The organism is Sphingomonas xinjiangensis, from assembly GCF_014199255.1.
GTDB classification, from domain to species: domain Bacteria; phylum Pseudomonadota; class Alphaproteobacteria; order Sphingomonadales; family Sphingomonadaceae; genus Sphingomonas; species Sphingomonas xinjiangensis.
In genome coordinates this window covers 25,282-49,135 of sequence record NZ_JACIJF010000016.1, presented here as the reverse complement: position 1 = coordinate 49,135, position 23,854 = coordinate 25,282, and the positions used below count along the sequence as shown (strand labels likewise).

The following is a 23,854-nucleotide window of genomic DNA, read 5'->3' as shown; positions in this document are numbered from 1 at the left end:
ACAAGATCACCAGCGCTGCCCGCGCCCTCCCCCTCCCCTCTTTTCCGGGCCTCGTGTCGAATCTGTTCAAGCGGGACGGCGGGAGGTCGCCTAGGGGAGCGCCGCGACCCGAGGGGTTCACTCGTTTTCGGTGAACCTTTTTACCTGAAGGCCTGGCAGCCCTGCTGTCGGGCCTTCTTTTTGCGACGTCATGTGGCGAGGCGTGTCGCCCCGCCAAAGGTGCGGAGGGCCTTCGCCATCTCCTGCCGCAGGCGGGCCTTGTTGCTGATGACGATCGCCGGATCGAGGATCTGACCATCGCTGCCAACAAAGCCATCTGCCGGCGCGCCGTCGGGCAGCTCAACCAGGATCAGGTGGCCGCGTGATGCGGCAGGGCCGGAATAACGGACGGTGAACTCGGCGAGCTTCCCGGTCAGGCCCTTCGCCAACTTGCTCCAGCGGATATGACCCGCCCCGACGTTCTCGCCTTCAGCAAGACCACGGTCGAGCCAAATCCGCAGATGCGTGCGTTGCTGTAGAAGCGTGTTGCGGGTGCGCTCCTGCGTCCGCGCCAGCGGCAGTGCAGCGCTCGCAAGATCCAGGATGCGCAGATAGTCGCCTTGTGCCGTCGTGAGGATGTCCTCGACCTCGCGGCCGTGCAGCAGCTGCCTGAGTTGTCGCAGGTGCTCGTCTCGATCAACGGCTCTGAGCGCGGCCGCCGATTGTCCCTGTGCCTCGCTCACGTCGAGGAAGCCCAAGGCCAGGCTCAGCACAATGATCGACATATCGGCAGCCGCGCGGGTGTTCAGGACCTCGCTAAGAAATCCGGTGCCGCCCGCGCCGACTGCCTTCACGTCATCGTCCGTGAGCATGATGAGCCGGTTTGACCAGCGTGTCGGCCGTGGCTGATCGGTAGGCTTTGGCCAGCTGCTCGGCAGCGGTCGTGCCGAGATCTCCGTCGGGGCGCACTGTGGCTGATTGCTCCCTCGCACCGCAGCCGTGAAGGACCGGCGAGCTGCATCAAACAAGTCGCCAATGTCGCCGCCGCCTTCGCGAAACCCTCGGTCGTAGGCTTCCCGGAAACTCACTTGCTCGCGGTGTGGCCAACCTGCGTGTGCAGCGTACCATCCATCGGCGTAGCGTAGGGCTTCGTCCCAGTCATAGCCGTGCGCGTCGCGACCTCGCAGGATTGCGAGGTCGCGCGCATCGATCGAACCTGAGGTCGCTTTCGCCTCAACAAAGGCGAAGTTGCGGGCACGCCGCTCCCGCTCTGACCTTGCCTGGATCTCCTCGTTGAGCGGCCGCATCGCGCAGGCACGCTCGCGTATGCGCGCCATGCGGTCCTCGGCTGCGGCGCTCGGCGGTAGGTCGGGGAATTCCGTCCAGATCCGAGCCAAGGCTCGCGCGTGATCCGCTGACCGGCCTCGCGTGAGCCATGTGGCCGGATCTGTGACGCAAAAGGGCTGAGCGTCCATCGCTAGTCCCTCCGGTAGCGGTCGCGTTCCTGTCGCGCGTGCTCACCAATCGCTCGATCGATGAGCGGCGTCGCTCTCGCGATCAGAAGTGGCATGTCTGCCGCGGCGAGGTGCGACATCGAGGCGGGCAAAAGCGAGTGGGCTTGGTGTCTCAACCGCCGTCCCACTTCGCACCTGAGCATTGCGTACACGCCAGTATCGCTGCGGTTCTCCCCGCAGGCGCGCCAGAACAGCCGCACCTCGATGAACAGCTGGGTCGGATCCTCTTCGTGACGATTTGTCAGCTCGAGGAGGATCGGTGCCCCAAAGCTCACCGATCGCAGCACGTCACTCGTCCACCAGGAAAGAGCGCGGGGATCTTGCTTCCAGCTATGCCGATCGGGCCCATCGATCAGCTTCAGACGACGGTAAGCGGCTTCGTACTCGTCCTGGATGCGACGGGCGAGCGCCTGCTGCGGTTTCAACGGCTCGGTCATGTCGGACACTCCCGGTCAGGCGAAGAGGGGTTCGGCGCGGTCGGGCAGCGCAATGTCGAGCTGCAGCTCATGCACGAGGCGCGAGGCGAACCGATCGGTATCGAGCAGGTCATTCACACCGGCGAAGTGGTTGCGGCCGCCGGTATAGTCGGTCCGGCCTCGGCAGGTCCTGAACAGGACCTCCTTGTCCATGCCGCACAGCCCGAGGCTCAGCTGGATGTAGAATTGCTCGGCGTGGAGTGTGATCTCGCCCGAGACGGCAATGCCGCCCTTGTTGGAGCGAACATCGTAGGTTCCCGATGCCAGGCCCATCACTTTGGCGAGCCGGCGCATGGCTTTGAGGCCTTCATTGTGGAAGAGCGCCTTGGCGGGTTCGTCATAGCTGACACCGCGAACCGCGAGCGTCGCCAGAACTGGGCTGCGCCGGAGATCGTTGATCCGGGTCATGCACGATGCGCGCAGCTGCGTTTCATCGGGGCGGGTGGCGCAAACCGACGAGAAGTGGCGCGCGAGCATGACGACAGCCGGATCGGTCTCCGCGTCCAAGCCGGCGTTGCGGCAATCCTCCATTGCCTTGGAAAGGGCATGAAGGGTCGTGCCGATGGTGATCAGTGCGCTAGGATCGAGGGCCTGCTGGTGGCGGAAAGCGACGTCGAACGACATGAGCGGTGCTCCGGGTTTCGAGCGCCCAATCGCGCTCTCCCGCTCTCGCCCCTCTCTCCTCTTTCACCTCGGAAGCATCGCGCTTTAACATCCATTTGCGATGCAAATGGGCGGCATGCGTTATCGCCTCTGGCCTTTGCGCTCGCATGCTAGCCGCTCGTCTTTTCGCCAGCGGCTAGGCTCGATGAAGGTGCCAGCATGAACGCCCAGGTGCTTCGCGCCCGCCTTTTCATATGCGGCCTCGTAGGCTCGTGCCCTCTCAGGGTCGTTCTTGAGGAATGATGTCGCAGGTACGGCGAAGCCTGCAGAGATCATCGCTTCGCCCATGTCCTGGCCGTCGACCGACACACTCGCGACAGGTCGGCCATAGCTCTGGTCGCCTGTGAGGTGGATCGTCGCGGTGCCTCGCTTGAGGAAGCGGGAGGCATAGTCCTGGGCGGCCTTGCCGCACGGCCAGCAGGATCCGTCACGCTCGCACATGGCGCGGCGTTCAACGGCATCGGCTCCAAACAGGCGGAAGTCGATCGACACGGTGTCGCCGTCGATCGCGCGGGCCTTCGCCTTGAAGTGGTCGGTGTCTCCGAATGAGCCTGCAAGTGCTTCGGGAAGGCGGGCGTCGCAGGCGCTCGTTGCCAAAGCGAGGAGGGCCGCGGCCACGCGAATAGCCGCTCGTCGTTGGGTGTTCATATAGCCTCACTGTTCTAGCTCATTGGGCGCGTGTGAAGACGGTCTTGTGGACCTTCGTTTCGGCGATCGCGCTCCATTGAAGCTGGCGGACGCCCCGGATGGAATAAGGTCCGTGTCCATCGGGACGGCGGAAGCGCAGCTTTCCACCGATCTTCGCAACGGTGAACTCATCACCTTCATACCCATCGATGAACGTAAGTGGCGAAGCGAGCTTGATCCGCATGCCGTCCTTCAACTCGCGCCGGCGCAGCGCAAGATTGGCCCGGCACCTGGCCCGCCATTCAATCGCATGAGGGTAGTTGGTCGGCGTCAGCAGATCCAAGATCCGCTCGGGGCACTCGGCCTCGCACGGTCCGACGGTTTCATCCATGTCCTTAAACCCAAAGTGCTCACCTGATCGAGCCTTGGGGTTCCAGCGCACCAGGCAGACAAGGGCTACAATGTCGCCCTGCTTCCCGTTCTTGATGACCTGGGCTGCGGCGTACCAGACCCGATTGTTGAGGCAGGATGAGGCCAAGACCTTCATTCCATGGCTTTGGCCTGCGCCAAGATCGCGGTGATAGGTGAACTGGTCATCGAGATACGCTTTCGGCGTGGCGTGTCCGCCCATGCTGAAGCGGGACATGAATAGCCATCCCATGTTGCTCTCCTGAAGTTAGGCGGCGGTCGCCAGCGCCTCACGCGCTGCGCCAAAATTGCGAAGGAAGGTGACAGCCTGCTCGGCCTTGCTCGACGCCAAAAAGATCGCAGACTTGTCCGCTTTCAAGACGTCGATCCAATGCCCGATGTAGCTGGCATGGTTCTCGTGAAGCTCGGTGGGCAATCCCAGCTCGGCGCAGACCATCGCGCTAGATAATTCGGCTACGAGTTCTTCGACCGCGTATGCCTTGTCGCCGAGGCGCTTGCCGAATGTGCGATCAAGTCTCGTCGGTCCGCCCGACCAATGGGCCGTTTCATGCGCTCGACACCCCCAATAGGCATCGATCGTGCGGAACGTCTCCGGCTTCGGCATCTGAATGCGATCGGGGAAGATCGCGTAATAGGCTCGGTCGCCACCGTGACGAACCTCGGCAGGGATAGGGTCGAAGAAGGCGCTGATCGCCTCCTGCCGCTCCGAAATGAGCTGCGGTGTCGGAGCTATGTCGCGGGGGTAATACCAAGGCGGCAAACCGTCGATCTCATCGGCATTGTAGACCAGGTAGCTTCGCAGGAACCGGATCATGCGGGAGGTCGCCTCGCCGGTCAGCGGAGATGTTCCGGCCTTACGGAAGGTCGACGCGTAGATCGAGATCGTGGGCGTGGCTCCACTGCGGACGCAGCCGCCAAGCTCCTGGGCTTGCCGCGCTGTCATCCAGTAGCGGCTCCGATAGCCGTGAGCGTCCGCCATTGCCCAAAGCCAGGGGCAGTTTATGCCGGTGTAGGGGGTGCCTTCGTGACGAAGGGGCCGGCCTCCCTCGCCGGTAAGCGCCCAAGGGCGCTGCCAGGGCACGACACCCTGTTCCAGCTTGCGGACCATCAGCCGGGTTACCTCGCCGGCGATGTCGGTGATCGGTCGCGTCATGGCGCGGTCCTTCCCAAGCAAAAAGGCACCGCCGGCGGGTGACAAGGCCGCCGGCGATGCAGGTGTTCCAGAAGGAGGCTGGAAGCTATTCGGCGGCGACGAGTTCGAGGTGGTCGTTCACACCCGGATCCTCGGTGTATTCACGATCGTCGACACCATCCTCCTGGTCATCGACACTGAGCGAGAGATCCTCATCATCAGGGTTCAGCTCATCCTCGTCCGTGACGGACAGGCCGAGATCATCACTGTCATGGTCGAGATCGCCCTGTCCTTCGGCCTCGGGCTGCTCTTCGAGCTGCGCCTCGGCTTGCGCGGTCACCGTCTCGATGAACTGCATCGCCGGTGGCACCCAGGCTAGCGCAGCTTCCTTCACATCGGCCTCGATGATGACATCGCCGGCAAAGAGCTTCTCGCACGATGCCGAGATCTCAGTCTTCTTCTGACTGGCATGTCGACCCGACAGAGCCGGTCCGCCAATCTGGTCGAGCAACGTCAGCACCGCGCCCTTGGACACGCGGTCGAAGTAGTTGACCGAAGTCGGCCGCCACCAGGATGCGACATCAATGTCGAGGATGCTGGCAAGGCGGTTCTGCATCGCGTTCTGAGCCGGCGCGCCGTACTCGTCCTTGGCATTGAGCGAAGTCGCGACAACCCAGGCCATCCACTGCGCCTTGGCTTCATCATCGAGCGCGCGGAACGCCTCGAACCGTCCGGTCTTGCTGCCGGCGTCCTTCCACGTGTCGTTGAGCGCCTCGGCGAACTCGTCGATATAGTCGCGAGCGCGCGAGGCCGGCATATTCGTCGCTTGGATCGGGTCCTCGGGACGGGAAGCGCGAATGGTCGTGCCCGACTTGCCGTCATAGTTGTGGCCGCGATCGTCGATCATCGCGAACAGCATGTAGTCGAGCGCGAGCGCAGGGTTGCTGAGCAGCGCAGCCCCAAGCACGTCGCGCCGCTGGATCGCCAGCTGGTCGAACAGCACCTGGCTGAGCGCCTTGCCATCGGGCGCCGCAGCGGTGGTCTTCACCGGCGCAGAAGAACCGCCGCTCGTCGGAGCTGGGCCTTCCTCGATCTGCCAGCCCGACACCCGGCCTGGTGCTGCCACCACGCCTTCGCCATCCTCGCCATCGTCGAGTGGTTCGGCGCCGCCGGTTGCGTCGGCATCATCCGCAGGCTCGTCTTCGACGATAGCCGTCACCCGGATCGGGGTCTCGCTGTAGTAGGTCTTGTCGAGCACCATCTCGCCCTGCTGGGTGAGGGTCAGGAAGGCGCCAACACGCGGCTTTAGTTCCTCGGGCAGGATCTTGGGGCGCGCGAGGATGGACTGACGTTCCTCGTCCAGGGCCTCGTACTCGGCCTCGAGCGCCTCGTAAGCAGCCGGCTCGAGCTCTTCGTTCTCCGGCTCGTCCTGCATCGCTTGGAGCCGCTCGTTGATTTCGCTTAGCCGGGCCTGCTCGGCCTCGCTCATCGGCTCTTCGGGGAGGTTCACGCGGTGGAGCGTGCGAGCCGCTTCCCAGATGCTGGTCGACGCAACGGGACGGATCCAGGCCAGGCGAAGCTCGGTGCCGAGCCTGCCGGCCTCGTCTTCCAGAAGCTTGGCCGCGATCGTCTCAGCGATCTCGCGGTTGAGCCAACGATCCCCATTGTCGCTGAACAGGTCGGCTTCGATCACGCCGCCAGCTGCGACATAGGCCTCGGCACCCACGAGAAGTGCGACAGGCTCGGTCGACTTCATGGACTCATTGGCGATGACGCGCCGGATCGTATCGGAGCCATAGTGCTGAGCCTTGCCGTACTGGTTCCAGACCATCAGCTGGCGATCGTGGCTCGCGGTAGAAGCGTAGGCCTTAGCGACGTCCAGGGTGATTTCGCCTGCCGCCAGAGCCTGGAAGATGGGCTCGGCGAGCGAGGCGAGACGCAGACGCCCCTCGACGAACTTGCGCGTAAGGCCGAACCGCTTGGCAACGCCGTCGATGTCGACGTCCTGGCCGATGAAGTGCTGGAAGGCGCGGCATTCATCTGCCGGCGACATTGCCAGGTGCTGGAAGTTTTCGGCGAGCGAGGTCTCGGACAAAGCTGCCTCGTCGGCTTCGATCACCATCACCGGCACGTCGTACTCGGCCGCTGCAATCTTGCCCTGCTCGACCAGGAGCATCAGCGCGCGATAGCGCCGGCTGCCGGCGATCACGGCGAAGGTGCCGCGCGGCTTCTTCTGAGGCGTAACGATGAGGTTCTGGATGACGCCGCGGGCGTCGATGTCGGCCGAGAGCTGCTCGAGCAAGTCGTTGCCGGGGGTGCGGACGTTGATTTCAGACAGTGCCAGCTTGGCCAGCTTCACAGTCTGGATCATGGGCTTGGTCATGGTCGGACTCCTTCTGGTATCCGGCTTTTTCCGGACACCTTCCCTCCACTCCCTCCTCTCTCTTTGCCTCTGATCGTTTGCGAACGCTTTGCAATAAGGCCTTATTGCGATGTGATCGCAGTCATATCGGCTCGCAGGGACTCCTATTTGTTCCCATGATGTTCTACATAAGCGGCATGTCGAGTCTGTTTAGCTTCTTGCCGTCCACCGGTCCGGATTGGTCGCTTGCCGCTGGCAAGTGGGTGATGCTGGTAGAGGACGAGCCGTTCCGGCGACCTCACAACCGCGTGATCGATTTGCAGCCGTCTCAGATCGAGGACGGAAAGCTCATCGTCGACCTGTCACCCGGAACGCGGTTGGTGTTGAGCCGGCTCGAGAATGAGCGACACCTCATCCATGGCAGCATCTATTGGGCCTCGGAGGTGCCGTTGCCGGAGGGCGACCCGGCCTTGCTTTGGAAAGAACTAGAAGACGTCGAGGTGGACGATCCTCGCTTCGACGATCTTCCTGGTTGCGACCCGGTGCTGCTCATCCGTGATGACGTCGCGGACGCCATGTTTGTTGCTAACGACCCCTGATCTCGGCTCATCGTGCGCTGGCGATTGCACGAAGTTGCCGATCGTGGAGGCCGGTCAGGACCAGGAGTGCCGTGACTGCCCCGATTAGGCACATCAGCATGTCCCACTGAGTGTCCCAGACATCTCCCTGCGTGCCCAGGAATTCGTCTGCGCCCTGGCCGAGCAGCATGGCAGCCGCGAACTCGATCAGCTCATAAGCAGCGCTTACCGCTAAACAACAGGCCGTAACGAGCGCCGTTAGAAGCTTGCCGGGCCCGATGCCGCCAAGGCGAACGAAAAGTTCGCGAAGGACGATGGCAGGTACGAAGCCCTGCATGAAATGGCCGAAGCGATCGTAAGGGTTGCGTGATAGTTCGAGCCAGTCCTGAACGGCGAAACCGAGCGGAACACGAGCGTAGGTGTACGCTCCGCCAACGATCAGCACGATGCCGTGAAATGCGATCAAGAGAAGTGCGAGATCGGTGAGGGGGAAACGGTTAGCCGACAGCCACAGCACTGGTAGCGCTATGAGCACGGGAGCGACCTCCATCCACCAAGTGGCACGATCGTAGGGCTGCCAACCCGAAGCGGCGAGAGACGAAAGCCAAATGGCTGTCACGATCAGGAGCAGCTTCCGGCGGTTGAGTGAACGCAGCGCATTTTCCATGATGGATCCCCCTTCGAGCGGCCGTATCAGCCCAGGCTTAGGATGCAATCGACGGACATTTGATGTTCGGAATCACGGCCAACAGCGCTGTTAGGCTGACGTGCTGCGGCGCAGCAAAAATTCGTTACAAGCTGTTTAGAGAACGTAGTTCGAGAGCACCTATCTAAGTCTGCGCGCAGCTCCGGATCGGGGTGTGCGCCACGCAAGGCAACGATGGTGATAGTGACATGAACGCGATGCCAGGTCTCAAAGCATCCCTGTTCTACTTCTGCTTTGGCTTGTCGGTCCTCGCCTTTCTGGTCGTGCTGGAACGCCCAGAATGGTTCAGCGAGCGCCCAGCGACGGTAATTGCCGCTACCGCGGCGAAGGCCAAGGCCAAGGCGGTTAGCAGCGAGGCACAGCCTGTTTCCGATCGGCGCCAACGTCTGACCTGATAGCCGTCCCGGTCATACTCTCAAGATGCTGGCGAGCACCGCTTCTGCGGCCTCGCCGACGGGGCAGAAGAGCCGGGTCTTGTAAGCGACGATTTCGGTGAAGCAGCCGAGCGACTTGAACCAGGCTAGCTGTCCTGCCGGCGCGTTGATGATCTCAATCCGCTGATTGCCGTTCACCAGCGCCCGCCGGATCGTCATGGGGAAAGGCCGCGTCACGTCGACGCTTCTGCCCGAAAGAACCGACCGAACGATCGCGTCTGCCGGCATGTCCTCGCTCTTGGCGATACCAAGCTTGGTGTAGAGGTTCACGACGTGCTGCTCGAAGACGAGGCGGCCGAGCCACGAGTTACCGGCCTTGTCGACGATGCGGTTGACCGCAAGATGGTCGTCGGGAAGCGCGGACCAGATCGGCAGCAACAGACCCGTTGCGAGGCGCACCGTCTCATAGTCGAGCTGCGCTTCGGCCTCGGTGACTTCCTCGATCCACTTCGCCTCGAACGTGGCGCGATCGATCACTTCCCATGCGCTCTCCAGTAGGTCGCGCTCGCGCATGAACTCGCGCCGGCATGGACGCTGCAGTTCATGCCGAACGATCGGCTCGCCGTCGTCGCTCATCCACGACATGGCAGGCCTGCGCAGCGCCACGCGACCTGACTTGCTGTTGAGCACGAACTCAGCGGTTTCGTCCTCTCCCGCCCATTTGAGCACGCGGGCTAGCGCGATCGGGTTCTTCTTGCGGGCGATTTCGATGGTGAGAAGGTGGGACGTTGCGCCGGTGCGCGGATCAGTGCGCAGCAGAGTGTCGTCGATGACGGCGGCATGCTCGGCTATGATCGTCTCGACGCCGACGTCGAGCGTCCCGGCCTCGCGGGCGGCTTCGACACGGGCCTCCACCAGTGCGAGGAACTCCTCAAAGATCGCGTTCTGGATGCCGATCGGCAGCGCCAACAGGCGATTGAGCCAGCGCTGGATTGGCGGGAGGTCATCCTTCAGCACACCGTCATTGTCGCGGAGCTCAAGCCCGGTGCGGGCGCAGAAGTCGACATAGCTGGTGCTCTTGAGAGCCCCGCGGTTCAGGAGGTGAAACCAGGTGATGAGGGCGTCCTTGGCATAGTCGCTCTCCAGATTGTCCTTTGGGTCGAACAGGTTCTGACCGCCGGTCTGGCGCTGACCGCGTGTAAGCGCGCCAAGCGTGTCGAGCCTGCGGGCGATCGTCGAGGTGAAGCGCAGCTCGCCCTTGCAGTCTGTCGTCACCGGCCTGAACAGCGGCGTAGTGGCTTGATGGGTCCTGTGCGTGCGCCCCAGCCCCTGGATCGCGCGATCAGCGCGCCACCCGGGCTCCAGAAGGAAGTGGACCCGCTGCTGCTGGTTCGGGGCATCGAGGCTTGCGTGATAGGACCTGCCGGTACCGCCGGCGTCGGAGAAGACCAGGATCCGCTTCTCGCCGGCCATGAAGGCGGCCGCTTCCACCTGGTTCATGCGGGGCGAGCGGGTCTCGACCTTCTGGCGACCCTCTGCAGTGGAGACGAGCCGCTTCGTGCGTCCCGTCACCTCGGCCACCTTGTCGGTACCGAAGTGATCGATGATCGCGTCGAGCCCGGTCTTGATCGGCGGCAAGGCGCAGATGTGCTCAACAAGTTCGTCGCGGGCAGCCAGGGCGTCCGGGTTGTGGACCGGGGCCCCGTGCTCGTCGAACATGGGCTGCGAAAACGGATTTCCGTTGGAGTCCGACATCTCCTGCATCTGGGCGGTCGGAAAGGCGCGCATGAGATAGTCGACGCACATCTGCGTGGGCGAGAGGTCCAGCACCGGATCGGCACGCTCCTCGGCCGTCATCTGGCTGAGCCGACGATCGAGCAGCGCCTCGGCTGTAGTCACGAGTTGGAACACCACCGACTGCCCTTCCCTCAGGTGGCGCTCCACCTCCGGGATGACGGTTGGCATCTTCATGCTGAGCAGGACCTGGCCGAAGAAGCGCTGCTTAGCCGATTCAAGCCGCGAGCGTGCTGCGGCCTTGGCGCCGCTGTTCAGCGTCTTGTTCTCGAGCGCGTCAACGACGCCCGTCAGCTCGAGCGCACGCTCCATGTTCCGGTTGATGACGCTCCAGGCCTGCGAGTAGGTGTCGTAGATCTCGATCTGCGCTGGCGTCAGGCTATGCCGGAGCACCTCGTACTCGACGCCGGCGAAGCTGAGTGCGCGGGCGATGTAGAGGCCGAGCGCCTTGAGATCGCGGGCGACCAGCTCCATCGCGGCGATGCCACCTTGGCGAATGCTGCTGATGAACGCCTCGCGATTGGCAAAGGCGGTCTCAGGTCCCCACAGGCCAAGGCGAACCGCATAGGCGAGGTTGTTGACGTCGGAGGCGCCGGTTGCCGACGCATAGAGCACGCGCGCGTCAGGAAGATGGTTCTGGAGCAGCACCCCGCATATGCCCTGCTGCGAGCCTTCTTTGGGTCCAAGAGCACCCTCGCCGCCGGCAACGCCGCCCATCTCGTGTGCCTCGTCGCAGGCGATAACCCCGTCGAAGTCGTCACCAGCCCAGGCGAGGATCTGCTGAAGCCGGGTTGCGTCGCCACGGTTGGAGCGAAGCGTCGGGTAGGTGACGAACAATATGCCCTCGGGCAGAGAGATCTTCTCGTCGATCTTCCAATTGGAGATCGGCTGCACGTCGCCCGAAAGCCCGCCCAGTGCCGTCCAGTCCCGCCGCGCATCTTCGAGCAGCGGCTCGTTCTTGCTGATCCAGATGTGACGCCGGCGTCCCTGGAGGCGCTGGTCGAGGATGCAGGCAGCGATCTGTCGCCCCTTCCCCGCTCCGGTGCCGTCGCCAAGGAAGAAGCCCATCCGGTACTCCCGGCCTTCAGCATCGAGCTTCAGCTCCACACCCTTCTCGGCGGGTACAAACTTGCCCGGCAGATACTGCGACCAGGAGTGACCGGCATAGACCACCGTTTCCAGCTGCGATGCCGAGAGGCGGCGCTCGCTGACGGTGCGCTCGGGAAGCTGGGGCACATGTCCTGGCTTCGGCATCGGGATCGATCCCATAGCCACCGATTCCACCAGCGACGTCGGATGCTCCCCGGCTGTGTCGAAGAGGATGCGGCTCGGCCGATAAGGCAGGTAGATCCCGACCTGATCGCCAAGCGGCGCCGGCGCGTCGAGCGCTTGATACCCGACGGGCAAAACGGCATTCGCCTTGGGTGCATCGATCTTTCGGGCCGGTGCCTGCTTCACGCTCCGTGCTGCGCCGAACAGCGATGCCCCGATTGAGCGGGTGGGCACGATTGCCGGCGAAGCACCCTCGGGAATGAGGTCGGCTCGGCTTGGGATCTCGATCGCGTCGAGGAAGGCAGCAACGCTTGGCCGCTGGATCGTCACCGTTCGGATCTGTCCCGGAAGCTTGTCGATCACGTAGAGGCGCACAGCCACGTCCGTGCCTTGCTTCCGGTAGCAGCTCTCGAAGCGGAGCGAGGTTCGAACGCTGGTGCCGGTCAGGACCTTGGCATAGGCTTCCCGAAGCCGCGCGCTGTCGGTGAACCAGTCTGGCATGATGGCAACCACACGGCCGCCTTTGCGCACACGCCGGATTGCCGCCTGCAGATGACGCGCGGCTGCCAGATCGTCGGCGCCGCGGCCAAGGCTGCGCGAGAACGGCGGGTTCATCAGCACCACGCTCGGTCGCGGAAGGTCTGCGTGGAGCGATACCAGCCCTGCTCCGTCGTGCCCGGTTACAAGCGCCTCAGGGAAGGCGACGGAGAGCCGGTCGCGCCGCTTTGGGTCTAGTTCGTTGAGATGCAGAGCAACGCCCGTGATACTTTGCGCAACCAAAAGGCCGTTACCGGCGCTTGGTTCAAGCACCAGGTCATCGCTTTGGATGGCTGCCAACAGCACCGCGATCGCCGCGATGTCGGCAGGCGTTGAGAACTGCTGATAGTCGATCTGCTCTTCGCTGCGCACCGTCTGCGTCGGCAGCCGGGTCATGAGAGCGATCGCGTGACGGACGTCCTGCAGTTGCTCCAGGGCGAACGGCCGACGCCGGAGGTGGAGGGCAAGTCCACGTTCCATTGCCTCGAAGCTGTCGCGCTGCGTCCAGAGGCCTTGCGCGTCGGTTCCACCGAGAGCCGCGGTCATTGCCGCGTTCAGATCCTGGCGGGTGATCGCTTCGCTGCCGGCTAGAAGATCGGCGATCGCTGCGGCGGGATCTGGCACTGGCTGCGCGGCGAGGTCGATGAGGTCGAGCATGGGGGTCTCCTGACTTCGGCCACACCCACGCGCAGCCTCACCCCGCTACTCCCTCTCCTCTCTCTTTCGCCTCGAGCACCTCGGCCCAGTCGTTGAACCCCTCAGGCGGGAAGTCTACGAGCACGATCCGCTTGTTGGACACGTACCGCTTAATAGCCTTCGTGACGGCTAAGCGCCCTGGGCCGTCATTGTCGCCAGCAAGGACCAGCGTGGTGACGCTATCGGGAATGCTCGCCAGATCGAAGCGGCGGCTACCAAGGGGTGACCAGCAGGGGATCCCCTTCAGGCGTGAATACGCGGCCGCGCTCTCAAAGCCTTCTGCCCATCCGATCGTCGCGGCCAATCCGCCGCCCTGCCAAGCACCGCTGGCGAGGAGGCCGAGGGTAACCTTCTCGGTATAGTAGGCGGTCTCGCGATCGAGGAAGATCCTCTGGATCGCAATCAGCCGGTTGCGTTCGCGAACGCCGACAAGCAGCGCTGGCTTGAACTTTGTGTGCGGCTTGGGTCCGTGCGCGCATCGCGGGTGGAACCGCAGGTCATTGGACGGTGGCAGTAGCTGGCGCCTTTCAAGGTAACGCTCCGCGAGCGATCCTGCGACGGGCATCGCTTCCGACCAGATCCGCTCGACGTTCGCGGTGCCGCCTTGTCTCGCTGCTTGAGGTCGCGGCACGGGGTGTCCACCGCTTAGCGGGATGCGACCGAGTTCGCGAAGTACGTCTTCTGCGTCGCAGCCGGCGAAGCAGGTCACGAGGATATCGCGATCGCCTTGGCGCAGCGAGAGGCTGGGGGTGCGATCCTGGTGAGCAGGGCACCGGCACATCGCGACATGGCCGTCCCATCTGCCACCCAATGCGGCGACTAAGTTCACCAGATACTGGCTTGGGGAGCGTGCGAGGAGGGCCATCAGTTGACCCCCCGGAACAAGCCACCAGCATCGACGGGGCCGAGAGGAACGTCGCGACCGACTTCAATAATCGCGTACTCGGTGTCTTCCGAGGCGAAGTACGTCGTGACAGCATCCTGCGGATACGCATGCGCTGATCCGTTGGTGTTCAGTCTCGCGACGACATATTCTTCAAGTGCCTTCACGGCGGCATCGTGGCTTTCGTAAACCTCTGCCGATAGCGGTGCGTTCGCATCCCTGATTAGAAGTACGATGCGGGTCATGATCGAGGACCTTCCCAGTGCGGGGACGGTGATCCGTCCTGTGGATCGGCTCAGCCTCGGGATTTCTCCCGCGCCAGCTCGTCATCCCTTTCCCTCTCCTCTCTCATTTGCATTGTTTGACCCGTTCCAACCGCGGAACGACTATAAGGGCTTAGGAACTCTCGACATGGCGCGCCTGTTAGTGATGCGACTTGTCTCAGACGCGAGGTCATTGTGGCGCACCTGACGGCGATCGAAATCAGCAATTGGATTGCGATCTATGTTGCTGCGGGGCTTTGTTGCGCCATCGCGATGGTGCTGTCTGTTTCGATGGCGCTTCATGGGCTTTGGAAAGAACGTGCCTGGACGGACATCGGCACAGTCCGGGGCGCCGTACTCTTCATTCCCAAGGCGTGGTGGCGTTGGCAGAAGCTCTACTTCCTGTCGACGCCCGTGACGTTGGGCATTGTTGGTTCGTTCGCGGCGTCCCTGAGCTGGGCCTGATTCCTTGGTCCGACCGCTAAAAAAGTGGAAATGCCCGCTAAATAACTGGAAATGGAATGACGCGAGCTGGTTACTGAGAGTGCAGGCTCCCCGCTCAGAGGCTGTTATGGGGGCTGGCTAGAGGATGTTCGGAATCGTACGCTAAGCGCGACGGTACCGATTGGGATCGAGTTTCGGGAATGTCCGGGTTGGGAATAGCCGCACGTCTGGTTTTGATTAGCGACCTCGCCAATAATCGGCATATTGCTATCGATGGCGACGATAGATGAACATTTGCGGTTGGTGTTGGCGCGGCACCGTATCGATACCAGCGCCCTATCTCCGGTTCGTGGCGTTCAGTCGGTTGTTGAGCCGACCATACGCCAATGGGGCGGACCGTATATTGTCGACATCGGGCCAAGCGGTTCGTTCGCAAAAGGGACCGCGGTTGGTGGCGGCACCGACATCGACATTTTCGTGTCACTATCCTCGTCCGTTCCGGACCCGCTGAAGACGATATATGAAACGCTTTTTACGGCGTTCTCCAATTTGGGTTTTCAGCCGAGACGCCAAAATGTTTCTATCGGTCTGAGTGTTGGCGGCTGGAAAGTCGATGTGACCCCAGGGCGTAGGCAAGACCAGTACGGAAATTATCATAGCCTGTGGCGTAACAAGACCGGGAGTTGGTTGCAGACCAACATAAAGGAGCATTGCCGGGTTGTGTCCGGCTCAGGCCGTCTCGATGAGATTCGGCTTATCAAGATTTGGCGTAACCGATATGGGTTGAGCTGGCCTTCATTCTATCTCGAAATGTTTGTCATTGATGCGCTTCGCGGCGCTCGGATCGGTAACTTGGAGGCTAACATAATTACCGTGCTGCGAGCGACTGCCGATACACTGGCGACAAGAAGGCTAATCGACCCAGCCAACACTAACAACACCCTTTCTGAGACACTTGATGCCAACGACAAGTTTCACGTCTCGCAGACAGCAAGGGCAGGATTGAACAGCCCTTGGAACGTGGTGTTCCAATGAGCGCCGGATGGTCACTAGAAAAACTCTTTGCCGATTTTCATGAGAAAATTGCACGCGAGTTGGCCAGCGCTAGGATGCTTGGTCATCCTACCGCACAAGGCGACGCTAGTGAGAAGACATGGAATGAGGTTTTCAATCACTATCTCCCGAAGCGGTATGAAGCACGACCCGGATTTGTGGTCGATTCGGCAGGTCAGTTCAGCCAGCAGATCGATGTCATCATTCACGATCGGCAATACTCGCCGTTTGTGTTCAGCTTCAAGGGCACCGACGTCGTTCCGGCTGAAAGCGTCTATGCAGTATTTGAGGCGAAGCAGGAGCTAACAGCCGATTATGTCGGCTATGCAAAGAGCAAGGCTGCATCAGTACGCCGATTGCATCGGACTAGCCTGCCAGCGCAGACCATCGATGGAATGTCGCGGCAGAAGCCACTTCACCATATCTTAGGCGGAATACTTACCCTCAGCTCCGTATGGAAGCCTGCCTTGGGCGAAACCCTGCGCGGCCATTTGCAGGGGGGCAGCGCTGACGACATTCTTGATATCGGCTGTGTGGCAGACGCCGGCTGGTTCAATCGTACCAGCGACACGGAGTACGAGCTTCATTCCGTTACGATGCCTGCCACTCGGTTTTTATTCGAGCTGATCGCGCAGCTTCAGGCGATCGGAACAGCCCCGGCGCTCGACGTTCGCGCTTACGCATCATCAATCTAAACGCGCTCTCGCCGCAAAGGCTCAGGCCTAGGGGCGGTTCAGAACATCCTCTCACCGGTCCCCGAGATGGTCTGTGGCCTACAGCGACGGCGACTGTTTCCATTTTTTCTGTGACGAATTTCTAAGTTAGAAAAACCTGAAGCCGATCTACCGGAGCATTTTCAACTATCTCGCGGACGGACCATCCGCACCTTCAGAGATTTAGTGCCGCCATTAGCTTCTCGCGGCCAATGCCCGAAGTCACCTCGTCAGCAGAGATGGTCAAGAGTGCACCAAGATGGCGCATCCGTGGGTGGGTCACTGCCTTGGAGGAGTGATAGGCTTCGTCGTCCAGGCCCATCACCTCGACTACGAGGTTGCCGATCTCTCCAGTGATGCGGGACCGTGCCTCTAGCATGAAGTCGGGACGGCACGGTCCATCCCGCGTCATTGTGTCGAACAAGGGCTTGCGGATCGCGAGGTCGACGCGACGGCTGTGAAGTTCGCGTTGGACGGCCAGGATCTCCCGCAACGCTTGCCGCTCCAGCTCCGAATCGACAGGGACGAACAGGCGTCCGTTGAAGATCGGCTGCGCATACGCCCGTAGCGGAGCGTAGCCATGAGCCTCAGGATACTCGCCTGCCACAATGAGCGTTAGGTATGGACCCGCGGTTTTGTTTCCGCGCATCGAGGGTGACTGAACTCGGTTCGCGATGGCGACGGGTTCACCACCGGGCACATAGATCTCCTGGCCTTTGAACGATGGTGCATAGAGGAGCACGAAGCCTTGAGGCGCGTGCCCAAGCGGCCACTCAGGAGCTAGGCGGCGCAGCGTTGCGTAGACGGCGTTGGCCTGGAGCGGGCGCGGGTGCGTCCAAAAGGCACGGGCAAGCTCCAGCCCCGGCGCTATCTCGATCTTTGCCGCGGAGTATCCAATCGCAGAGAAGTTCGCCCGTATCGACCACTCTTCCCCGGCAGAGAGTGGAGCGATCACGTTCACGCCACTTGTGTCCATCAGCCGCCAAAGCAGACGTGCTAGCCTCGGCACCGAGCCGCTTCTGGTCCGATCGTCGATGCTATCGCTCTCGGGCTGCTGGGCGAGCTTTTCCGGGGCCGGCTTCAGAACCTCAAAGAAGCCAGCGGGCGGATCGGTCACAGCGTTTGGCGAGCGCACCTCGCTGATCCTGTTCGTCACCTGGTCTCTGAAGAACGGGCAATCGGCTCGGTGCTCGGGACGCTTGGTGCTGGTCAGACGGCGGAGATAGTAGGTTTCTGCCTCTGAAAGGAATGCTGGCGTTAGGATCGGCGGTGCCTTTTCGGCGCCTAGGCAGTCGCAGGCGATCCACTTGTGACCAATTCTGGCGTTCTGAACGAGCGTTATCCCCGCGGCTTCGTCATGGTGGGTCCCCTCGCCGACGTACCACCGCACCAAAGCCTGGCGCAGCACCGCCGGGAGCGGGATGCGGCTCTTGTCCTGGCCGTGCGTATCGCGATCGATCAGCCACATCGAATTAGGGCTCCGAAGCTCATTTGAAGGAAGTCTCTCCGGATCTCCCACGCTTGACAACTCCCAACCACTCGACCTCAACTTTAAGAAGTTGATATTGGGAGGGCAGTTGATGCGCCGTTTTTCTCTGTTCGTCGGTCTATGTCTTGCAGGGGGCGCCGCTTCGGAGCCTGCCTTTGCTCAAGGGCAAGCGGGTGTCAGGCAGGTGCAGTTGATCCGAATGTCCGCTTCGCCCCCTGAACCAAGCCAAGCCGAGGTCCCGCCCATCCAGCCTAGTGCCTCTGTTGGCGCCTTTCGGATGCACGATCTAAGTCGCCAATATGTTGAGTTTCGTATGGCGAATGACTTCTCCGGCATGAGCCAGGAAGCCGTTCCAAGCGCCGGGTCTGAGCAGGTGCCGCAGCTGGTTGCAGCATCCTCATCCATCATGGTGCCGGCGTGGATGCGGCCGGGGGGCGGCTCCTTTGCGCCGGTCGCCTATGTACCTGGTTGCTCACCCGTGGCCTATCAAACGTCCGGCCTGCTTAGCTCGACTGCAGAACAGCGCCGCGCGTCTTACTACGGGATGATGAGCTCGATCGCCTGCGAGCACGGGATCCCGGTCGGTCTCTTTGACGCGATGATCATGCGCGAGAGCAGTTATAACCCGCTCGCGGCCTCTCCGAAGAACGCGTTTGGGCTAGTGCAGCTGATGCCAGGCACCGCCGCGGGCCTTGGCGTGAACCGCTACGACGTCGTTCAGAACCTTCGCGGGGGCGCGAAGTACCTGCGCCAACAGCTCGACCGCTTCGGGCAGGTCCACCTTGCGCTCGCCGCCTACAATGCCGGACCTGGGCGAGTGAAAGGGGCCGTACCGCGGATCCCTGAGACTCAAGCTTATGTGGCGAATATCCTCTCGAATTGGTCGCGGTTGAGCCATCAGGCCCCTACCCCAAGGATCCAGCAGGTGAGTGTTCGAACAACGCCAAAGCAGCGGGCTACGGGCGCGTCGGTTTCGCTATTCTGAAGCCGACGCAGGCTCCAAGGAAGCAGCAGGTGGACAACAGAATCCGCATGCTCCTCTCGGGAGCATTGTGCTGGCGTAGCCAGCACTCCTGTTCGAGCCTTTCGCGGGTCGGCTTTTAGGTTTTCGGCGGTTTCCCCATGCTCGCCGTCAGGCGGAGTGTTGTTGGCCGTCGAGGCCAACTCCATCTGAGCCATTTAAATAAGACTTGGTGAGCGGTTGCGTATCTTTCTGATACTCACGCTCGCGGTCTAAGTGCGCGCCGATACGTGACAGCACCTTTCCAAGCTCGCCCCCAACAATCAGCTTCGCAAACTCGCTCGAAGGCAGGGCCTCCACCATCACGCGAGTTTCCTCAACGACCGCCTGCCGGCGATGTGTGTCGTCGTCGGGGAGAGGCGCGGGCTTCATCCAGCGAGGGAGATACTGTGCAATCCGCGCCGGCAGTTCGAGGCGGTAGGCGTTGGAGGTCTGCTCCCAGCGAGGCCCGGGGCCTTCGGCCTCGATCTGCTTGAAGCGGCGTTGGCGGATCAGCAATCCCAGCTGCTCTAGCAACTTCAGTGCCCTCGCGACGGTGGCGCGGCCAAGCCCTGTAGCTTCTGCTAGGTGCTCGTAACTCGGGTAAACCTTCCCCGCGTTCAGCCTCGCGAGTGTGGCTAGTTCCTCATAGACGCGGACGAACGACGCCGTGAGGGCCGTTAACAGGCGTTCATATGCAGTCAGGGCGCGCGTGCCGGCGCGTTCCTCACGTTTCAAGCGACGACCATTGTCGAGCAGCCGCCGCGCAGCGCTTAGCGCTCGATCCGTCTCCCCTTTGGAGGGCTTCACGAAAAATAGATGCTCGAAGCTTCCTGCCTCGATGCTCCCGCCCAGCACGCGCGCTCCCGTTGGGTGCCGCGATCCGGACTTTGCTTTCTTCTTCCTCTCGAGGGGAATGCCGGAAAGGGCCATCCGAGCGGCCTCTCCTACGCAAAACGCTCCCATCTTCCTTCCTCCCTATGGAGGCCGGGACCAGGCAAAGAGATTCCGTGGCGCGAAACGCGCATCCTTGATCTGCCTGTCGGGATCGACTAAGTCGGATCTCGTGTGATTGAGACCGTTGGCGTTTGGCGACGCTGACTTAGCGGATCGGAGACGATCCAATCTGGGATGCCCGGCCTCGTGCCGGGCTTTCTTTTATCTGATCACGGCGAACCACTCCCGGTTTGTTAAGTCCAGCATTCAGCCTGGCCGTCGGCCTGATCGAACGCAATCACGCACGGCAAGGACGCTTTTAGGAGCTCCGCCGCCTTTCGCACCTTCACCGGGTATCGGCGGGACCTCAACACGTTTGAATCGTGTTTTCACACGGTAAACCTCAGGATCATTCGTGCTTTCACGCGGAAAACTCCGGATCACTCGGGCCGCCAGCGCTATTCCAAAGGCCTAGCAGGCCGCACACCCCCCTATGTGGGCCCGTTGAAGGCCTGAAAACGACCTTCCTTGGGGGCTACGAGCTTCTTCGTGCTTTCACACGGAAAACCCCGATCAGCGACTATCCCGACGATGCGAGCGCTGGCTGCTGCGTCCACTCGCGAGCCCTGAGAGCCACGATAGTGTTGAGCTTCGGTCGCCCGCCCTTTGGAGACGATATCTTCTCTTCGCTTAGGGAGATCGTGTACTCGGGCAATGAATCACGCTCCACGATATCTCGTAGATGCTTTTTGAAATACTCGAGCCCCCGTTTATCAGTTGCACAACCAACTCTCTCGCCAAGCGAATTAAGATCTACCTCAAAGCTTGTGTCTCCGAGGCAATTGAACTTCGCCAGCTCATAAAGGCGCCGCTCGATAGGACCTAGCTTGAAGAAGTCCAAGTGATAAGCCGCTATGCGGCGGTCAGTCAAAATCGCTCGATGTAGCCAGTCACAAACCATGACCTCGATCCGCTTGACCCGCCGTTCTCCTGAGGGGAGACGAACGTACTTTATATCGGCTTTAAGCAACCACGAGAAAGCGCTGTCAGATCCCTCTCCCCCGGTCTCGATGTTGGTGATGATCTGAGTACCTTGCAATCTGTTCAGTGACGCCTTGAGGGAGGTGTATGACCTCGCTGAGGGATTAGTGCTTGTCACCCTGAATAGATCGTTAGCGGTAAAGCTTAGGACGCGATCTACAGACTCACCAGTTTCCATTCTCTCTGCCATTAGGCTCGCGATGTAGAGCAGGATTTCCTTGTCATAGATTGTCGCCACGCCCGTTTTGCTGGGGTTGATCTCGATGCGGGCGTCGCCGCTTTCGAAAACCATAGGCGTCATCTGCGCCTTCTTTGACAAAGCGAAGAAAGGGAACTCAGCCACGGTTCGCTCGCCCTGGACGTCGCCGTAGAGAGGGCTGTCCAGTTGGAAGAGATCTCCCTGCTTCGTCGTGATTTCCGTCATCTCGCGCACTTCCACTAAGAGTGTTCGATTGTCGCTATCGGTGGCGCTCTGTCTACCCGCTCCTATGCGTTGACAGGGTTTTCCGTGTGAAAGCACGAGGATTTGCGTTCTTGGACGCGTCTGCAGCTGCCGCTGCGCCGGCGCTCTCAGGACGCGAGTGCGCAGATGCCGGAACGGACACGTTTTCGGGAAAGGAAACAAGGCGCGAGGGCATGCGCTCGTGCTTTCACACGGAAAACCCCCCTTGGGGACGTTCGTTGCTGTTTAGCTTAGTTCTGCGCTCGCTATGCGAGGCGGGGCTTGAGGCGCTCTAGCGGCTCTCAACTCAAGCGGAAATGATTGCGACCCGAGTGTAACGTTTTATCTTTGTAGTTCTTACTTCAGAAGTCTCTGCCGAAAGGCCCTAGCCTTTCGTCTTTTCGTCTAGCCATGTCAGCATAGACCATCGTGTAGTTCTGTATCACGATTCGTTGGATAGCTAGGCCGTGCTCGTCCTTAACATCGGATTGATCTAGACCATTGATGTGCTCGAACGCTTCGCGGAAGAGTAACGGTAGGTTGCTCATCGCTACTGCGGCTACCTTGATGAAGGGCATATGCTTCTCAAGGGTAGCGGCCGGCGACTCTCGAATCATCTCGACTGCTAGGGCAAAATGATAATGGTTGATTTTCAGCGCTCGTAGAATTTCGTCAACCTCATCCATCCGGATCGCTGATCGTTTCTCAAGATTGCGATGAAGTATCCGACCTACGCGGGTAAGATTGAGGCGCCCTTCCGACGCCTCCACGAGGTCCCTTAGTGTGGCTCCGCTCGCCTCCATCCATTGCAGGATGAAATCTATAAAGCTGGGCGGTGAAGCTGCCCCTCCTCCCTCTGGAGTAAACGGCTCGGTCGATACCATCATACAGTGACCCCCCGGAACAGACTTCGGAAAAGTACCTAGGCACGACACGGCTTGGCAACCCTTATTGCAAGTCGATCTGATTAAACGTGCTGATTTACCGTAGTGGTATCACATTAGACGACTTGCGTGTCATCGCCCCGCGATAGGCCTTGGCCTCCTCGGAGGTAAGGCCTAATTTCGTGAGGACCTCTGTCTTATTCTCCTCAACGATAAAGTCGAAAAGTAACAGGGATATGGCAGAGGCGAGACTTACGGAGTCTCCGATCACCTTCTCAAGAGTCGGCAGGGCGCCATCAAGCGACGCGGCACTGGTTTCAAGGATAGTGATACTGATCGGTACTTCGCCATCCGTCGGTATAATTTGAAGGTGCTCCTTCAGGTCGGAAGCCTCATAGTGATCCGGTATTTCCTTAAATGACGGAGCCCGATCATCGATGACTTCGGAGAACGAGGCGAACCGACACATTTTGTTTGAAAATAGCCGAACACTTTCCGTGATGAGCCGGAAGTAGGTTTTCGACACTTGCATTGAGATTGCGCGACCGTCTTTTGTCATTTGTCCCCCCCAAACCTCCTCAGACCTAAACATTCGAAACGATGTTTAACTACACCCGCGAAGCGAACGCGGGTGAGGAAGGGCGCGGTTATAGACGCCCTGAACGTAGGGATCGAATCGGATTTTGAGGCTCTGTCTCACCCGTGTGAGACAATGATCGGAAATCCTGTCTCACCCGTGTGAGACAAGCGAACGTCGAATCAGCGCCGACATTCCGCAAGTGGCCCCGTTTCGCATAAAACTGATTAAGAATTCGGTGGTTCCGTGGTGCGCCGCTTGCTGCGCCGATTCCGCGGGGTCAGCCTTGGATTGGGCGCACTGATTGCGTTCATCCAAGGAGACCTTTGTCATGAAGAACCTGCTTAAGGCTCGTCGTCTCGAAACGGCTGGTCTGGTTTCGGCGGCGGTTGTTGGCGCGGCCATGCTGGCCGGTCCGGCATTCGCCGGCGCCGACACCACCTTCGACACCGCGCTGACTGCCTTCACCGGCTTCCTCGAGGGTTCGGGCGGTAAGATCATCACCGTTCTGTCGCTCGCTGGTGGCGTGGTCGGCCTGGCTTCGGGCCGCTTCTCGCTCGGTCAGGTCGCGATCCCGGTCGGCGTGGGCGTCGGCGCCGGCACTGGCATTCCGATCGTCACCTCGACCGTCACCGCGACGATCTGACCGCACGCGCCGGCGAGGACGGCAGCCTCGCCGGCGCATTTCGGAGGGTGGCGCAAATGGCAGACAAGTACGTGATCCACGCACATCTGGATGATCCTGAGCTGATCGGGTTTTGGACGCTGGATGAATTTCTCGCGATGGTGATCCCCTTCGTTTGGGGGATCCTCGCCCAGCACATAGTCATCGGCATCGCGTTAGCATTCGCGGGCTGGTGGTTGCTCCGCAAGGCAAAGGCTGGGCGTGCCGGATCTTGGCTGATCCATTTGGCCTATTGGCATTTGCCGGGTGGCTTTCCGTCACTGCGGGCCACGCCACCTTCCTACCTTCGAGTGATGGTGGGCTGA

At 61.1% G+C, this 23,854-nt stretch carries 24 protein-coding genes; 8 read left to right on the top strand and 16 right to left on the bottom strand.

Annotation, left to right across the window (positions count from 1 at the left end; translation table 11 throughout):
* Positions 1-188: 188 nt before the first annotated feature.
* From FHT02_RS17645 to FHT02_RS17615, 7 genes are all read right to left on the bottom strand, one after another.
* Positions 189-1,286 (bottom strand): hypothetical protein, encoded by a 1,098-nt coding sequence (locus FHT02_RS17645; protein WP_246352499.1) that lies wholly within the window; start codon positions 1,284-1,286, stop codon positions 189-191.
* A gap of 170 nt (positions 1,287-1,456) precedes the next feature.
* The gene (locus FHT02_RS17640) at positions 1,457-1,930 is read right to left on the bottom strand and encodes a hypothetical protein (RefSeq protein ID WP_221239548.1); all 474 of its coding nucleotides are present in this window, start codon (positions 1,928-1,930) and stop codon (positions 1,457-1,459) included.
* A gap of 15 nt (positions 1,931-1,945) precedes the next feature.
* Positions 1,946-2,593, bottom strand: coding sequence for a hypothetical protein (locus FHT02_RS17635; RefSeq protein WP_184090807.1), 648 nt, complete (start codon positions 2,591-2,593; stop codon positions 1,946-1,948).
* Positions 2,594-2,713: 120 nt separating this feature from the next.
* Positions 2,714-3,250, bottom strand: a complete 537-nt coding sequence (locus FHT02_RS17630) for a thermonuclease family protein (RefSeq protein ID WP_343056988.1) — start codon at positions 3,248-3,250, stop codon at positions 2,714-2,716.
* Positions 3,251-3,299: 49 nt separating this feature from the next.
* Positions 3,300-3,920 carry a DUF6927 domain-containing protein gene (locus FHT02_RS17625; protein ID WP_184090801.1) on the bottom strand — a complete coding sequence of 207 codons (621 nt, stop codon included), beginning with the start codon at positions 3,918-3,920 and terminating at the stop codon, positions 3,300-3,302.
* A 15-nt stretch (positions 3,921-3,935) separates the two neighbouring features.
* A complete protein-coding gene (locus FHT02_RS17620) occupies positions 3,936-4,841 on the bottom strand; it encodes an ArdC family protein (RefSeq protein WP_184090798.1) in 906 nt (301 codons plus the stop codon).
* A gap of 85 nt (positions 4,842-4,926) precedes the next feature.
* On the bottom strand, positions 4,927-7,203 hold the full coding sequence (locus FHT02_RS17615; RefSeq protein ID WP_246352498.1) for a ParB/RepB/Spo0J family partition protein: 2,277 nt from the start codon (positions 7,201-7,203) through the stop codon (positions 4,927-4,929).
* A 155-nt stretch (positions 7,204-7,358) separates the two neighbouring features.
* Between FHT02_RS17615 and FHT02_RS17610 the strand changes: the two genes are divergently transcribed.
* On the top strand, positions 7,359-7,781 hold the full coding sequence (locus FHT02_RS17610) for a hypothetical protein (RefSeq protein WP_184090795.1): 423 nt from the start codon (positions 7,359-7,361) through the stop codon (positions 7,779-7,781).
* Between the two features lie 7 nt (positions 7,782-7,788).
* On the opposite strand, the gene FHT02_RS17605 is transcribed toward FHT02_RS17610, so the two are convergent.
* Positions 7,789-8,427 (bottom strand): DUF2238 domain-containing protein, encoded by a 639-nt coding sequence (locus tag FHT02_RS17605; RefSeq protein ID WP_221239547.1) that lies wholly within the window; start codon positions 8,425-8,427, stop codon positions 7,789-7,791.
* Positions 8,428-8,654: 227 nt separating this feature from the next.
* On the opposite strand from FHT02_RS17605, the gene FHT02_RS17600 reads away from it, so the two are divergent.
* Entirely contained in the window at positions 8,655-8,861 is a 207-nt protein-coding gene (locus FHT02_RS17600; RefSeq protein ID WP_184090792.1) for a hypothetical protein, read from the top strand.
* Between the two features lie 12 nt (positions 8,862-8,873).
* Here the strand turns inward: FHT02_RS17600 and FHT02_RS17595 are convergent, their stop codons facing one another.
* The 3 genes from FHT02_RS17595 to FHT02_RS17585 are packed head-to-tail and all read right to left on the bottom strand — an operon-like array spanning position 8,874 to position 14,267.
* The gene (locus FHT02_RS17595; protein ID WP_184090789.1) at positions 8,874-13,100 is read right to left on the bottom strand and encodes a strawberry notch family protein; all 4,227 of its coding nucleotides are present in this window, start codon (positions 13,098-13,100) and stop codon (positions 8,874-8,876) included.
* A 37-nt stretch (positions 13,101-13,137) separates the two neighbouring features.
* Positions 13,138-14,004 (bottom strand): DUF7146 domain-containing protein, encoded by an 867-nt coding sequence (locus FHT02_RS17590; RefSeq protein WP_184090787.1) that lies wholly within the window; start codon positions 14,002-14,004, stop codon positions 13,138-13,140.
* Positions 14,004-14,267: a hypothetical protein gene (locus FHT02_RS17585; RefSeq protein ID WP_184090784.1), complete on the bottom strand. Its 264-nt coding sequence runs from the start codon at positions 14,265-14,267 to the stop codon at positions 14,004-14,006. Before FHT02_RS17585 ends, FHT02_RS17590 begins: the two co-directional genes overlap by 1 nt.
* A gap of 213 nt (positions 14,268-14,480) precedes the next feature.
* Between FHT02_RS17585 and FHT02_RS17580 the strand changes: the two genes are divergently transcribed.
* The 3 genes from FHT02_RS17580 to FHT02_RS17570 all read left to right on the top strand — a co-directional run bounded on the left by FHT02_RS17580 (position 14,481) and on the right by FHT02_RS17570 (position 16,477).
* Positions 14,481-14,750 carry a hypothetical protein gene (locus FHT02_RS17580; RefSeq protein ID WP_184090779.1) on the top strand — a complete coding sequence of 90 codons (270 nt, stop codon included), beginning with the start codon at positions 14,481-14,483 and terminating at the stop codon, positions 14,748-14,750.
* A gap of 252 nt (positions 14,751-15,002) precedes the next feature.
* On the top strand, positions 15,003-15,764 hold the full coding sequence (locus tag FHT02_RS17575) for a nucleotidyltransferase family protein (protein WP_184090776.1): 762 nt from the start codon (positions 15,003-15,005) through the stop codon (positions 15,762-15,764).
* Positions 15,743-16,477 (top strand): DUF6602 domain-containing protein, encoded by a 735-nt coding sequence (locus FHT02_RS17570; RefSeq protein WP_281393275.1) that lies wholly within the window; start codon positions 15,743-15,745, stop codon positions 16,475-16,477. The genes FHT02_RS17575 and FHT02_RS17570 overlap by 22 nt, the downstream gene beginning before the upstream one ends.
* A 193-nt stretch (positions 16,478-16,670) precedes the next feature.
* Here the strand turns inward: FHT02_RS17570 and FHT02_RS17565 are convergent, their stop codons facing one another.
* The gene (locus FHT02_RS17565; protein WP_184090773.1) at positions 16,671-17,963 is read right to left on the bottom strand and encodes a hypothetical protein; all 1,293 of its coding nucleotides are present in this window, start codon (positions 17,961-17,963) and stop codon (positions 16,671-16,673) included.
* Positions 17,964-18,261: 298 nt separating this feature from the next.
* Between FHT02_RS17565 and FHT02_RS17560 the strand changes: the two genes are divergently transcribed.
* Entirely contained in the window at positions 18,262-18,969 is a 708-nt protein-coding gene (locus tag FHT02_RS17560; protein WP_246352497.1) for a lytic transglycosylase domain-containing protein, read from the top strand.
* A 147-nt stretch (positions 18,970-19,116) separates the two neighbouring features.
* Here the strand turns inward: FHT02_RS17560 and FHT02_RS17555 are convergent, their stop codons facing one another.
* From FHT02_RS17555 to FHT02_RS17540, 4 genes are all read right to left on the bottom strand, one after another.
* Complete coding sequence (locus FHT02_RS17555) at positions 19,117-19,917, bottom strand: helix-turn-helix domain-containing protein (RefSeq protein ID WP_246352496.1); 801 nt, start codon at positions 19,915-19,917, stop codon at positions 19,117-19,119.
* Positions 19,918-20,500: 583 nt separating this feature from the next.
* Positions 20,501-21,385, bottom strand: coding sequence for a replication initiator protein A (locus FHT02_RS17550; RefSeq protein ID WP_221239546.1), 885 nt, complete (start codon positions 21,383-21,385; stop codon positions 20,501-20,503).
* A gap of 380 nt (positions 21,386-21,765) precedes the next feature.
* Entirely contained in the window at positions 21,766-22,290 is a 525-nt protein-coding gene (locus FHT02_RS17545) for a hypothetical protein (RefSeq protein WP_184090764.1), read from the bottom strand.
* Positions 22,291-22,384: 94 nt separating this feature from the next.
* A complete protein-coding gene (locus tag FHT02_RS17540) occupies positions 22,385-22,846 on the bottom strand; it encodes a hypothetical protein (RefSeq protein ID WP_184090761.1) in 462 nt (153 codons plus the stop codon).
* Between the two features lie 421 nt (positions 22,847-23,267).
* Between FHT02_RS17540 and FHT02_RS17535 the strand changes: the two genes are divergently transcribed.
* Entirely contained in the window at positions 23,268-23,510 is a 243-nt protein-coding gene (locus FHT02_RS17535) for a hypothetical protein (RefSeq protein WP_425506457.1), read from the top strand.
* A gap of 56 nt (positions 23,511-23,566) precedes the next feature.
* Positions 23,567-23,854 carry a type IV conjugative transfer system protein TraL gene (traL, locus tag FHT02_RS17530; protein ID WP_184090756.1) on the top strand — a complete coding sequence of 96 codons (288 nt, stop codon included), beginning with the start codon at positions 23,567-23,569 and terminating at the stop codon, positions 23,852-23,854.